The sequence below is a fragment of the Bartonella sp. LJL80 genome (genome assembly GCF_054871565.1).
Map to the genome: position 1 here is coordinate 38,664 of NZ_JBTXLM010000009.1, position 12,978 is coordinate 51,641.

Consider the following 12,978-nt stretch of genomic DNA (forward strand, 5'->3'; position numbering starts at 1 on the left):
AATTTCTCTTCATTCAATATAGTACAGATGCACCTATTTTGCAATTTTTGCCTCCCAAAACCGAGTGCTGAGACAACCATGCCGCCTTGCAAACCAAAGCAGGCAGCATGATCGTTACCACGTAAACCCGCCTTTTAGCCTCTTGTCAGCTTGATAAGCGGTTTCGATTGGGCATCAAGTAAGACGAGACCGTCGGCAGCAAGTTCATAATTTTGGACTCGGCTGAGAATTTTCGATACTTTTTCTTCCTGTTTCATCAACACTTCGTCGCATGCCATCTGGGTTGACATGATCAAGCCGAAATTCATCTTTCGGTTATCGATCTTCACCTCGGCAGACATATTGTTACATCCTGCATATACCGCGGCACGCCCATCACTGGAAAACATGATGGTCAAAGGTGAACGCCCTTCAGGCTTTTTACCGTCGATCTCGTTGATCACCCAACTGCCGACAAGCTGCTGCCTATTGGCTGTCTCAGGAGCACTGGATGTACGCTCGACGAATATCTGGGTATCATTTTCATCCCCGGCAAAAACCGCATGATTGGTGGTTGTTGTGAACAAGAGTTGCTCGCCAACCGAAATTTTTGCCTGAAGTGCATAGTGGTGCTTAGGATTAATAGCACCGGAATCAAATTTTAATTCATAAGGAATGGGACTGGAATGGTTTGGCACAAAACTGGTCGATGCGATGATTGTTGCCGGTGCGTCTGCCAACGACACATCGGCCAAAACAACTTCGACCTGCGCGGTTTCGGGAAGTGCCATGCGTTCGCGATACACAACATCACCTTTGAGATAGAGCGTGGTGGCATGAGCTGCGCCGAATTGTGAGAGAAGCGAAATTGCTGCAGCACCAGCGAACAGAAAACGGCGGGACAAACGCATTTGTGAGTTCCTTTCAGGATAAATATGTGTAGCCATGTTAAACAGCGTAGCTGAACGCAAGATTAACGGATAAGATCCCGCAATTATGGCAAGCTTGTCATGGTCAACCCTTAAACCCACAGGAATGTTTCATGAAACTCTATTATTATGATCATTGCCCCTTTTGTGTCCGCGCCTTGATGATGGCCGGATATAAACAGGTACCGGTTGAGCGCATTGTTCTGCTCAATGATGACGCAGACACCTGTATCCGTTTAGTTCAAGCAAAACAGGTTCCGATACTGGAATTTGATGATGGCACAGCCATGCCGGAAAGCCTTGATATTGCGCACAAGCTTGACGAAATCGGTGCCCCAAACAAGGTCGTTTTGGCAAAAACCAATAGCCAAAAGACAATAACAGACCACATCAACGCTGCAGGCACGGCAATCAACAACCTGCTTTTTCCACGCTATGTCAAAGCCGGTTTACCAGAATTTGCGACCCAATCCGCCATTGATTATTTCAGGACAAAAAAAGAAAAAGTTATTGGCAAGAGCTTCGATCAGGCATTAGACGAGTCAGCGAGCCACCGGAAAGAGGTTGAGCATATGTTAGCCACTTTACCGGCATTCAGCGCAGCGCGCGACAGCTCTATTGGCTGGGATGACATTATGATCTTTCCAACATTGCGCAATCTTACAATCGTAAAAGATCTGCTTATACCCGCCACGGTGGAAAACTATATTGACAAGATTGCGCAACTTACGGGCGTGCATCTCTACCACGACCGTGCACTTTAAACCCTATCAAGAGATAAGATCATGAACATCCTCCCCTACATCATGCCGATAGGGTTATTGCTTTTCTCGAACATATTCATGACTTTTGCATGGTATGGACATTTGAAGTTTACCAATAAGCCATTGCTGTTGGTCATCATTGTCAGTTGGGGAATAGCTTTTTTTGAATATTGTCTGGCTGTGCCGGCAAACCGTCTTGGACATGAAGTTTATAGCGCTGCACAACTGAAAACCATACAAGAGGTTATCACTCTCGTAATATTCGCGGTTTTCTCTATTCTCTACCTAGGAGAAAAGCTCACGATCAACCATTTCGTTGGCTTTGGCTTGATCGTGGCCGGCGCTTATTTTGTCTTCAAAGGTCCGTTATAAGACACGTTTTAGACTTTTCACCATGACATTGCGGGTGCTATACCCGTGAACATTGAAAACTTGGAAGAGGAACATCGTATGGCAAAGATTAAGGTGGCAAATCCCGTTGTAGAACTTGATGGCGACGAGATGACACGTATCATCTGGCAGTACATCAAGGAAAAACTGATCCATCCTTATCTGGATATTGATCTTAAATATTACGATCTTTCCGTTGAAAATCGCGATGCTACCAACGATCAGGTAACCATTGATTCCGCGAATGCTATCAAGCAATATGGTGTGGGCGTGAAATGCGCTACAATCACACCGGATGAGGCGCGCGTAAAAGAATTTAACCTGAAAAAAATGTGGAAGTCCCCCAATGGAACAATCCGCAACATTTTAGGTGGTGTGATTTTCCGCGAACCGATCATCTGTAAAAATGTTCCCCGTCTCGTACCCGGTTGGACGAAGCCAATCATTGTTGGCCGCCACGCATTTGGTGACCAGTATAAGGCGACTGATTTCAAATTTCCTGGCAAAGGCAAGCTGACAATCAAATTCGTTGGCGATGACGGTCAGGTGATTGAACATGATGTTTATGATGCACCGGGTGCGGGCGTAGCTTTGGCTATGTACAATCTGGACGAATCCATCCGTGATTTTGCGCGCGCATCGTTCAACTATGGTTTACAGCGTAATGTACCGGTTTATTTGTCCACCAAAAACACCATTTTGAAAGCTTATGACGGCCGTTTCAAAGACATCTTCCAAGAAGTCTTCGACGCGGACTTTAAGGCTGAATTCGATAAGCGCAAATTGACTTACGAACATCGCCTGATTGATGATATGGTGGCTTCTGCTCTCAAATGGTCGGGCGGATATGTGTGGGCGTGTAAAAACTACGATGGCGACGTACAGTCGGATATCGTCGCTCAAGGCTTCGGTTCTCTCGGATTGATGACCTCTGTTCTGATGACACCGGATGGCAAAACAGTTGAAGCTGAAGCTGCCCACGGCACTGTTACCCGCCATTATCGTCAGTACCAGAAGGGCGAAGAGACATCCACCAACTCCATCGCTTCGATCTTTGCATGGACACGCGGACTTGCCCATCGTGCGAAACTTGACGGCAACGATGAATTGAAACGCTTCGCCGATACGCTTGAAAAAGTTTGCGTTGATACGGTTGAGTCCGGTTACATGACCAAAGACCTTGCTCTTCTGATCGGCCCTGATCAGAAATGGCTTTCAACAACAGGTTTTCTCGATAAGATCGACGAAAATCTTAAAAAGGCCATGTCAGCCTAAAACAGTCAAACATTGCGAAAGCCCCGCACCTGCGGGGCTTTTTCTTTTTTAAAAATGCTCCATCATCACGCTTTGCGTATCGATAGGCATCGCCATGGGTTGGCACATTGCGACAACGACGATAAGACATCTGTGTGTGATTCCCAAAAACTATTTTCAGAGGTTGAAATGAGTGAACAAGGCTGGTCAGCGCTCCTCTCCGGTAAGAACGGCATTCGTTCCGTGACACTTGCCGGTGGCGTTGCACTCCATGCTGTCAATGTTTACATCGTTGTGACAATCCTTCCGTCGCTCGTGAACGATATTGGCGGCCAACAATATTACTCCTGGGCTGCAACTATTTTCGTTACCGCCTCCCTCATAGGTGCGTCACTTGCAGCAAAACTTCTGGCCAATACCGGCCCGCGGACGGCTTATGTCATAGCAGCGTTACTTTTCGCTGTAGGAACATTCATCTGTAGCCTTGCCCCCACTATGCCGTTATTTTTGTTTGGGCGCCTTATACAAGGATTTGGAGGCGGTTTCCTGCTATCATTGTCATACTCGATGGTAAGAATTGTGTTTGCTCCGCAGCTCTGGCCTCGAGCAATGGGGGTCATATCGGGAATGTGGGGCATTTCGACACTGCTCGGTCCAGCTATCGGCGGCGTATTTGCAGAATACGGTGTGTGGCGCGCTTCTTTTTGGACTGTTGGAATATTGGCAACTATTTTTTCAATCGTCGCGATAAAGGTTCTCCCAAAAGAAAATCAGAATACGGAAGCTCAAAGCCGTCTCCCCATTATGCAGTTGGCAGTCTTAACCGCATTGGTGCTGATCATATCGGCAGGCAGCGCCGTCGAGGCGAGTTGGGCAAAGATCGGCGGCATCGTTGTCGGTGTTATCCTTCTTTTTATCTTGGCACGGCTCGATATCCGCTCGTCCAACAGAATGCTGCCTGCTGGTGCTTTCATTCCAAGCTCTGCGTTTTTCCCGCTCTATTCGTTGATGGTGATTATTTCGATCGCGGTTAATGGTGCCGAGCTTTATCTGCCATTGTTCTTGCAGGAACTTCATGGTGAAGGCCCACTTATGGCAGGCTACATCGCAGCTTTAATGAGCATTGGCTGGACGTGTGGATCCCTGCCGAGTGCCGGTGCAAAGCCCGCGACCGTGCGCGCAATCGTTATGATATCGCCGTGTCTCGGGCTGATCGGCATGGTTACTTTATTGTGGTTTATTCCTTCAAGTTGGCAGTCAGCGGGTTTTATTGCTGCAATATCTGTCGCCTTGTTCATGATTGGCGTGGGGGCGGGAACATGTTGGCCACATCTGCTCACACGAGTGCTTCAATGTGCGAGGCCGGAAGACGCTTTGCGCGCGAGCAGTTCGCTGACATCGATTCAGCTATTCTCGACCGCACTCAGCGCAGCACTTGCTGGCACTGTGACCAATCTTGCGGGCCTTTTTATTCCCGGTGGAGTGGATGGAATGATCAATGCCGCACGAGCATTGTTTATTTTCCTCATTGTGCTTCTGCTGCTGGGCATTCCATGTGCCATAAGCGTCGCGCGTGCCATGCGGCATAATCCATCTGGAAAACCCGATCAGAAAATGGATGATAAAACGAGATAGGCTGCAAGCAGGATGAAAGCTAAGGTCATCGACTGCTTGAAGAGGCGAATAGCTTTGTTGATGTCCATTGGTTGTGCAACTCTGCCATCGGCATTTTGAAAGGGCTCCTGCACGAGCTGACCGCCATAGAGCCTTGGCCCGGCAAGTTGTATTCCCAACCCTCCGGCATAGGCGCATTCCGGCCAACCGGCATTGGGAGAGCGGTGGTGCCGCGCATCCTGCTTGACAACCATGGCCGCTCGCAGCGCTTTACTCCGTCCGTACCAAAACAGTAAAGCAAGTATCGTTAGCAAAGCCGTCAGGCGCGCGGGAATGTAATTGGCCAAATCATCCAGCCGGGCGGAAGCCCAACCGAATTGCAGATAACGACTGTTCTTATGTCCGATCATGGAATCTGCGGTATTCAGAAGCTTGTAACAAACCAAACCGGGTAGACCAAGCAGCAGAAACCAAAAGATCGGCGCGATAACACCGTCGGAACTATTTTCCGATAAGCTTTCAATTGCCGCACGACAGATGGCGCTTTCATCAAGTGTCGCAGTATCTCTGCCAACGATCATTCCAACTGCCCGGCGCGCTTCATCAAGACTTCCATGCTGGAAGGCCTGTTCTACATGCGAAACATGGTCTGACAGGCTCTTTTGTGCCAGAAACATCGAAGCGACAATTGCTTCTAATACAATTCCAGCCCATGCAAGCTGTTGTAACCATAGTTGTACCAGCCATGTTAAAATGTATGTACCGGCCAAGAGAACGACGATCGTAAAAACACCGTAAATATATCGACGTCGAAACGACAATTCTGCGCGATTCAACATCCTTTCAAGATAGCTAATTGATTGACCGAAAACCGCAACGGGATGGGGAATTTTATTCCATAACCATTGCGGATCACCAAATAGACGATCAATCAACATTGCCAACAGAAGAACGATGCACAAACGGTCCAAACAATTAGCCTATCAAGATAATTTACGTTGATCGCGTTTTTCGACATACCATGAGAACGAGAATATCGCCAAACCGCACAAGGTGAGAACACCACCTAAAACAGCGGTATATTCGTAGCTATAACCGAGCTTGAGGATCTTCGCACCCGATTCTGCCCCGATTGCATTGGCGATATTAAAAGCCGACTGCATCAATGCACCGGCTAATGTTTGCGCATTACCGGCGACATCCATAATACGCGTCTGAATGGAGGGCATACTGGCAAATGACGTACCAACCAGAAAACAGCCTATAGCAGCGGTAATGCCCGCATGTGAAAAGAAAAAGAAAAGAAAGAACGTCACCGAGCTCCATAGCATTGCCAGAAATATCATTCGCATAGCGCCAATTCTGACTGCTATTTTCGGGCCGAATATATTGCCAGCCACCATTCCCAGCCCCAAAAGCGGCATGATAAATGGTACCCATTCCAGCGAAACGCCGGAAACGTGCATAAGCGTCGATTTGATATAGGTGAAAACTGAAAACAAGCCTGCCGAGCCAATCGATACCATGGCCAGAAGCAACCAAACCTGCTTCTGTTTCAAAGCGCCAAGTTCAGTCAACGGGCTGGTGCCAATAGCAGTCGGCATAGTGGGCAAAAATCTCCATATCAACAAAGCACAAAACAATGCGATCATACCAACCAAAACGAATGCGATTTGCCAACCGACCTGTTGTCCTATCCAGGTAGCGCCCGGCGCGCCAATCACCGTTGCAATTGTCAATCCCAGCATCACGCTGCCGATTGCTTTCGGCCGCTGTTTCATCTCAACCATGGAGGATGCGGCAATGGCTGCAACACCAAAATAAATGCCGTGTGGCAGACCACTCATGAACCGTAAACCGACAAGTGCATCGAAGCTCGTAACGCAGGCACTCGCAATATTGGAAAATGCATAGAAAATCATCAATGCGATCAATACATATTTACGCGGAAACTTGGCCGTGGCAACCGCCAGTACCGGCGCTCCCACGACCACGCCCAAAGCATAGGCCGAAATATATTGCCCGGCCGTGGGGATATCAACGCCCGAACTCTGGGCCATTTCTGGCTGGAGCCCCATGGCGACAAACTCCGCTGTTCCAATCGCGAAACTGCCGACGGCGAGAGCGAGAATACCGATACGGCGTGCCTTGGCGTCGACACCTGTGTTAGCGGCGTTCAGTTTTTTGATTTCATAGGTCATAAGCAGCTATAGAACCCCTGCAGGAGATTTCTTCAAAACAAGTATCAAGGTTTATGTCATGATTCAGAACAGCAGAAGATAGAGCTTTTCCCATCATCTGCCATGCAACAATCTGTGAAGGTTGTTTGCCTTTCAACAGAAAAAGCCAAATGCAACCCTTACTCGCCTTCAATATCCATTACATGGATAAACGAACCGGCTACATTTCCAATGTGTAAACCAATGTTACCCATATCTGTTCCAAGCGCATCACGTGCTTTGAACAAAGGAGCCGCCCCCCCCTGCTCTATAATCGATGCATAATGGAATTCATGGCCGCGAATAGGCTGTTGCCAAAGGAAATGACCCGCGGGCTCAAGCCGTCGATACCCCAAATGTAGCTTTTTCTTTTTGAAGCTAGTATGCAACGGCAAAAGCCCGAGCATCTCGTGTCGAATACCATTACCATCCTCAAGGCTTTCGCCTAGCGTCATGTAGCCACCGCATTCACCATAGATCCTACCGCCTTTTGCAGCCAACTGCACGATTGAACGTTTAAAATGTTTGGCTGCAGCCAGTTTGGCGGCAAAAAGTTCCGGATATCCACCACAAAGATAGACAGCATCGGCATGTTCATTAGGTGCTTCATCGGCAAGAGGCGAGAAAAACGATATCTCAACACCCTTGCGACGCCAGCCCCCCAAAAGATGCGGATAAACAAATCTGAATGCATCGTCCTTCGCTACAGCGATATGTTGTCCCAACGGTGCGATACGTGGCACAGCTGCCGCCTGTTCCTTATTGCCGGCCAACTTAGACAGTCTGACGACCTGATCAAGATCGACGCTATCGGCTATAATGCTAGCTGCATTGGCAATGAATTCTTCAATGGCAAGATGCTCGCTTGCCTGCACCAGTCCCAGATGCCGTGAAGGCAATACCAGCCCCTCATGACGGCGTACAACACCCAATATAGGAACAGCAATGCGTTCCAAAGCCTGCCGCAACATGAGTTCATGGCGATCGCTCCCAACTTTATTGAGAATGACACCGGCCATATAAAGTCCCGGCATATAGCTTTCAAAACCTTTTACCAGTGCCGCAACAGAATGCGATTGGCTTGCGCAATCAACCACGAAAATGACCGGCAGACCGAGCATTTTTGCCAGATCCGCTGATGACCCGCTGCCATCAGCGGCGCCATCGAATAGACCCATCATCGCCTCGACAACCAAAGTTTTTGCCCCTTCGGTACGGCGGGCCGAAAGCGCACTGACCAGATCCGGCCGCATTGCCCAGCAATCAAGATTATAACTTTCGACACCGGTTGCTGCTTGGTGAAATGAAGGATCAATGAAATCAGGGCCAGCCTTTGCCGGTGCAATATCAAGCCCGATATTTTTCAAGGCACGCAGCATTGCCAAAGTGATAACAGTCTTACCAGCACCGGAGTTTGGTGCAGCAATCATAAACCCCTTCATAGCGCACTTTCCGTTTTTTGTGCCAGAACCGGTACCCAGTTTAACGAGCTGCGCAATTGCGCAACGCCGCCAATGACAATAATCGACGGTGGCTCGATCAGTTGGTCTTCAACACACTGGCGTGCTTGACTTAAAGTTGTTTCAACCACCGACTGTCGTAACGTGGTGGCATTTGAAATGAACACGACCGGTTCATCTGTCGGTCTACCAGCTTTCAGCAAATTCTCGGCTATTTCTCCTATATGCTTCATTGCCATATAAAGCACCAAAACCGGCGATGCTTTGGATATGGCATTCCAATCGAACGATTTAGGGACGCTACCATCGGCATCATGACCGGTCAAAAAGGTGACACTTTGATTGATTGTGCGATGTGTCACGGGAATGCCCGCATAGGCCGGACCAGCTATCCCTGCGGTAATACCCGGAACAATACGAAAAAGAATTCCAGCCTCAACCAGCGCCAAGGCTTCTTCACCGCCGCGACCAAACACAAAAGGATCGCCGCCTTTCAGCCGCAATACGCGTTTTCCTGCTTGCGCCAATTCAATCATACGCATCGTAATTTCATGCTGCTTGGGCGATGGCTTGCCGCCGCGTTTTCCAGCAAATTCCAAGATGCAAGATGGACGTGCCAATGTCAGACACGACCGGTCAACCAGAGCATCATATAGAATATGATCCGCCTGACGAATTGCATTGATGCAATGCAAGGTCAACAATCCGGGATCACCCGGGCCTGCGCCCACCAGCCACACCTGCCCTGCGATGAATTCTGGCAAATTGAAAGGCAATTCTGCCTCCATTATCCAACCTTTTGCTGCTATGCTCTACCCAATGGAAGAATCAACGTTTTTTGATGTTTTATCTATCGTGCAGATTGAATCCACTGTAAACTTTTTTATTGTCGTCGTATAAGAACATGATGAGCGAAAAAGCCGAGCACGAAAAACGAAAACCGGATACTCCGCTGCGCACCGGTTGGACAACGGGTGCCTGTGCAACGGCGGCCACCAAAGCGGCGCTAACGGCTTTGATCACCGGTGAATTTCCCGATCCTGTAGGAATTATCCTGCCCAAAGGCGATGTGCCCTATTTTCAATTGGCACTGGAAAGTCTGGGTGAAGGATATGCTATTGCCGGCATCATTAAAGATGCTGGGGATGACCCCGATGTAACTCATGGCGCAACCATTATTTCAACGGTTCATCCTGCTCCTCCCGACAGTGGCATTATCTTCCGCGCTGGAGAAGGTGTCGGTACAGTGACCAAAGCTGGCCTGCCGCTTGCAGTTGGCGAGCCGGCAATTAATCCGGTGCCGCGCCAAATGATGCGCGCAATCTGCGAAGAGATATGTGCCGAATACGGCTTACCCGCCGATCTCGTCATAACGATCTCTGTTCCAAACGGTCTTGAACTTGCACAAAAAACATGGAATCCGAGATTAGGAATTGAAGGTGGTATCTCCATTTTGGGTACAACAGGCGTTGTGCATCCATTTTCCTGTTCCGCATGGATCCACTCCATTCATAGAGGCATTGACGTTGCGCGGGCACAAGGTGCACATCACGTCATTGCCGCAACGGGCTCGACATCCGAAGATACCGCGCAAGCGCTCTACAATCTTCCCGATTATGCGCTGCTCGACATGGGCGACTTTGCCGGCGGGGTATTGAAATACCTGCGACAGCATCCCATTGATAAAATAACCCTTGCAGGAGGCTTTGCCAAGTTTACAAAACTCGCCCAAGGTGCACTCGATCTGCATTCCTCACGCAGTCAGGTTGATATGGGTTTTCTATGGGAAACAGCGCAACAACAGGGTCTATCTGATAGCTTCAAACCGTCCGTGCTCACCGCAAATACTGCCAAAGAAGTCCTGGACATTGCTTTAGAAAACCATGTCGACATCGCCAAGCCCATTGCGCTCAAAGCGCAAGCGACGGCATTGGATACGTTGCGTGGCGCACCGGTAGAAGTGGAAGTGCTAGTTACCGATAGAACGGGGAATATTCTTGCACGTATCTAATACCATTCTGCTTCTTGGCGGCACGACAGAAGCCTACAATCTGGCGGAACGGTTGGATCAAAAGCAGATAGCGTTTCTCACCTCCTTAGCCGGACGAACTTCCAAGCCGCGTATACCTGCCGGAAGGTTTCGGATAGGCGGCTTTGGCGGCGTTGAAGGATTGATTGAGACGTTACAAAAAGAACAGATCGGCTTGATCATTGATGCTACGCATCCCTTTGCCCAAACCATGACCGACCATGCATGGCGCGCAGCAGAAGCTACATCCATTCCTTATCTCCGGCTTGAACGGCCTTTATGGCAAGCTGAACGTGACGACAATTGGCTTATGGTCGAACATCTTCATGAAGCTGTCCCCATGATACCGCGGGATTGCTCTTGTTTCCTTGCTTTAGGAAGGCAATATCTGAAAAGTTTTTCTGTACGAAAAGATGTAAGTTTCGTGGCACGAATGATCGAACCGGCTGAAAATGCCGATGAATTTGCCAATCTGGAAATTATCTACGATAGACCAAAGACATTTGATGAAGAACTCGCCTTTTTAGAAGAACGCCGATTCAACATCATGGTCTGTCGCAATTCTGGAGGCCAGCTATCATTTGGCAAATTATTGGCGGCAAGACAGCTTGGCCTGCCAGTTATCATGCAAACAAGAAAAGCGTTGCCAAACGTGCCTTACCTGACGTCTGTGGATGAAACAATGCGCTTCATTTCTCATTTTTTATCGCAAAGACTATAAAGCGAAGAATTGTTGAAATTGTCAGGGGACATGCCTTTGCCAATAAAAATAATCGCGGTTTTGCGAAGACCCGCTGACGCTATTTTTTGATCTATATCGGCCAATGTCCCGCGGAGAATAATCTCATCCGGCCAGCTAATTCGGGCCGCGACAACCACCGGACAATCTGTACCGTAAAGCGGGATAAGCTCTTTCTGGATGCAATCAATATTTTTTACAGAAAGATGGATTGCCATAGTTGCATGGGCTTGGCCAAGATTATGCAGCGTTTCATCTGCCGGCATAGCAGAGGAGTGAACTGCCGTGCGCGTGATGATTAAAGATTGATTCAAACCGGGCAAGGTCAGTTCCTGCTTCATTGCTGCCGCTGCGGCGGCAAATGCCGGAACTCCCGGAACAATTTCATAATCGATTGCTCGTTCATCGAGCGCACGCATCTGCTCGGCTATGGCACCATAAAGCGATGGATCGCCAGAATGAAGGCGGGCGACATCCTTGCCCATTTCCTTTGCCCCCGCGAATTCCGCAATAATCTGGTCAAGCTTGAGATCGGCGGTATTTATCAATTTTACGGTGCTTGGTATCTGCGCGATCAATTCAGCTGGAACCAGCGAACCGGCGTAAAGACATACCGGACATGTCTTTATCAGGTTTAACCCGCGAACCGTGATGAGATCTGGAGCCCCTGGCCCCGCGCCGATGAAATAAACCTTCATTGTGAAAAGCTTTTTGCTATAGCGACGGTTACACCACCGAATTTCGTTTTTTCGACGATCAATTCACCATCATGACCGCACGCAGCAAGTGCTGAAGCCTCTGCCACCCCATGGCATCCGATTGCATGGAATACCGAATCGGAGGGATTTTTGAGACGCGGCGTCATCTCTTCGAGATGTTTTACGTCAAACAGCACAATTGGAAGCCCCAGCACCTCCTGTGCATAGATCAATACCGGATGTGTTTCTTTACCCTTGCGTGTTGCGATGATTGTTAAATCGACATCAGGTAATATTTGCAGTGCCTCTATCAAATCACCTTTATCCGCGTGGCTCGCCACACCTATTCCAATCGTCGCACCTTGGGCTAAAGCTTTATAAACCATTACGTGCGCCGGCGTGCCCGCTCTACTTCTTCGGCCGTTACGCCTAAAATAGCGGCGACGCGCTGGATCAGAGCGACTTCATCCGCATCAACATGGCGGTCGGCCGCAGCAATTGCCATCAAATTCTCAATGAGCGAGATCTTACGTTCCGGTGCCATTTCCGCGAATAGAGATGCAGCTTGTCCTGTAGTCGTCTCATAACCGAAATCATAAAGATATTTGATAACCTCGGGCAGAGCCTCACGTGGAATGCCAAACTGTTCTTCAGCTATTTTAGAAAAAGCTGCTGTTTCACTGGCGCTATGCTCTCCATCTGCAAATCCAAGATGAATAAGCAACAAAAGCTCAGCTGCTGTTGCCGGATCATCGGCGACTTTGCGAACTGCATTGTGGCGTGAAAAATAACTCGCAATGCGTTGAAACATCCATAACTCCCATTCAGGCGAAGCTGCCAAATTCTATCGGAAACCGAAAGTGCCAACACTGAAGAGAAAACACAAGAGCTTGATCATAAAAA

At 48.8% G+C, this 12,978-nt stretch carries 14 protein-coding genes; 6 read left to right on the top strand and 8 right to left on the bottom strand.

From position 1 onward, the window contains the following. Positions 1 to 134 precede the first annotated feature (134 nt). Positions 135 to 890, bottom strand: coding sequence for a YbaY family lipoprotein (locus ACYSNS_RS12575; RefSeq protein WP_461723514.1), 756 nt, complete (start codon positions 888 to 890; stop codon positions 135 to 137). A 131-nt stretch (positions 891 to 1,021) separates the two neighbouring features. Between ACYSNS_RS12575 and grxB the strand changes: the two genes are divergently transcribed. The 4 genes from grxB (at position 1,022) to ACYSNS_RS12595 (ending at position 4,951) form a co-directional block, all read left to right on the top strand. After that, entirely contained in the window at positions 1,022 to 1,672 is a 651-nt protein-coding gene (gene grxB / locus ACYSNS_RS12580) for a glutaredoxin 2 (RefSeq protein ID WP_461723515.1), read from the top strand. A 21-nt stretch (positions 1,673 to 1,693) separates the two neighbouring features. Beyond that, positions 1,694 to 2,044, top strand: a complete 351-nt coding sequence (locus ACYSNS_RS12585) for a DMT family protein (protein ID WP_461723516.1) — start codon at positions 1,694 to 1,696, stop codon at positions 2,042 to 2,044. 78 nt (positions 2,045 to 2,122) lie between these two features. Next, positions 2,123 to 3,337 carry an NADP-dependent isocitrate dehydrogenase gene (locus tag ACYSNS_RS12590; RefSeq protein WP_461723517.1) on the top strand — a complete coding sequence of 405 codons (1,215 nt, stop codon included), beginning with the start codon at positions 2,123 to 2,125 and terminating at the stop codon, positions 3,335 to 3,337. A gap of 168 nt (positions 3,338 to 3,505) precedes the next feature. After that, positions 3,506 to 4,951, top strand: coding sequence for an MFS transporter (locus tag ACYSNS_RS12595; protein WP_461723518.1), 1,446 nt, complete (start codon positions 3,506 to 3,508; stop codon positions 4,949 to 4,951). On the opposite strand, the gene cbiB is transcribed toward ACYSNS_RS12595, so the two are convergent. The 4 genes from cbiB to cobA all read right to left on the bottom strand — a co-directional run bounded on the left by cbiB (position 4,924) and on the right by cobA (position 9,397). Continuing rightward, positions 4,924 to 5,868 carry an adenosylcobinamide-phosphate synthase CbiB gene (gene cbiB / locus ACYSNS_RS12600; protein ID WP_461723572.1) on the bottom strand — a complete coding sequence of 315 codons (945 nt, stop codon included), beginning with the start codon at positions 5,866 to 5,868 and terminating at the stop codon, positions 4,924 to 4,926. The genes ACYSNS_RS12595 and cbiB overlap by 28 nt on opposite strands. A gap of 45 nt (positions 5,869 to 5,913) precedes the next feature. After that, positions 5,914 to 7,131 carry an MFS transporter gene (locus ACYSNS_RS12605; protein WP_461723519.1) on the bottom strand — a complete coding sequence of 406 codons (1,218 nt, stop codon included), beginning with the start codon at positions 7,129 to 7,131 and terminating at the stop codon, positions 5,914 to 5,916. Positions 7,132 to 7,289: 158 nt separating this feature from the next. After that, the gene (locus ACYSNS_RS12610; protein ID WP_461723520.1) at positions 7,290 to 8,591 is read right to left on the bottom strand and encodes a cobyrinate a,c-diamide synthase; all 1,302 of its coding nucleotides are present in this window, start codon (positions 8,589 to 8,591) and stop codon (positions 7,290 to 7,292) included. Continuing rightward, positions 8,588 to 9,397 carry a uroporphyrinogen-III C-methyltransferase gene (cobA, locus tag ACYSNS_RS12615; RefSeq protein WP_461723521.1) on the bottom strand — a complete coding sequence of 270 codons (810 nt, stop codon included), beginning with the start codon at positions 9,395 to 9,397 and terminating at the stop codon, positions 8,588 to 8,590. The genes ACYSNS_RS12610 and cobA overlap by 4 nt, the downstream gene beginning before the upstream one ends. A gap of 116 nt (positions 9,398 to 9,513) precedes the next feature. On the opposite strand from cobA, the gene ACYSNS_RS12620 reads away from it, so the two are divergent. Both ACYSNS_RS12620 and ACYSNS_RS12625 read left to right on the top strand, forming a co-directional pair. Beyond that, the gene (locus ACYSNS_RS12620; protein ID WP_461723522.1) at positions 9,514 to 10,620 is read left to right on the top strand and encodes a cobalt-precorrin-5B (C(1))-methyltransferase; all 1,107 of its coding nucleotides are present in this window, start codon (positions 9,514 to 9,516) and stop codon (positions 10,618 to 10,620) included. Continuing rightward, positions 10,607 to 11,359, top strand: coding sequence for a cobalt-precorrin-6A reductase (locus tag ACYSNS_RS12625; RefSeq protein ID WP_461723523.1), 753 nt, complete (start codon positions 10,607 to 10,609; stop codon positions 11,357 to 11,359). The genes ACYSNS_RS12620 and ACYSNS_RS12625 overlap by 14 nt, the downstream gene beginning before the upstream one ends. Here ACYSNS_RS12625 and cobM read toward each other — a convergent pair. From cobM to ACYSNS_RS12640, 3 genes are read right to left on the bottom strand one after another with little or no spacing between them, the layout of a single operon-like run. Then, complete coding sequence (cobM, locus tag ACYSNS_RS12630) at positions 11,335 to 12,075, bottom strand: precorrin-4 C(11)-methyltransferase (RefSeq protein ID WP_461723524.1); 741 nt, start codon at positions 12,073 to 12,075, stop codon at positions 11,335 to 11,337. The two genes, ACYSNS_RS12625 and cobM, sit on opposite strands and share 25 nt — an antisense overlap. Then, a complete protein-coding gene (locus ACYSNS_RS12635; RefSeq protein WP_461723525.1) occupies positions 12,072 to 12,461 on the bottom strand; it encodes a cobalamin biosynthesis protein in 390 nt (129 codons plus the stop codon). The genes cobM and ACYSNS_RS12635 overlap by 4 nt, the downstream gene beginning before the upstream one ends. Further along, a complete protein-coding gene (locus tag ACYSNS_RS12640) occupies positions 12,461 to 12,886 on the bottom strand; it encodes a tellurite resistance TerB family protein (protein WP_461723526.1) in 426 nt (141 codons plus the stop codon). Before ACYSNS_RS12640 ends, ACYSNS_RS12635 begins: the two co-directional genes overlap by 1 nt. Positions 12,887 to 12,978: the final 92 nt, after the last annotated feature.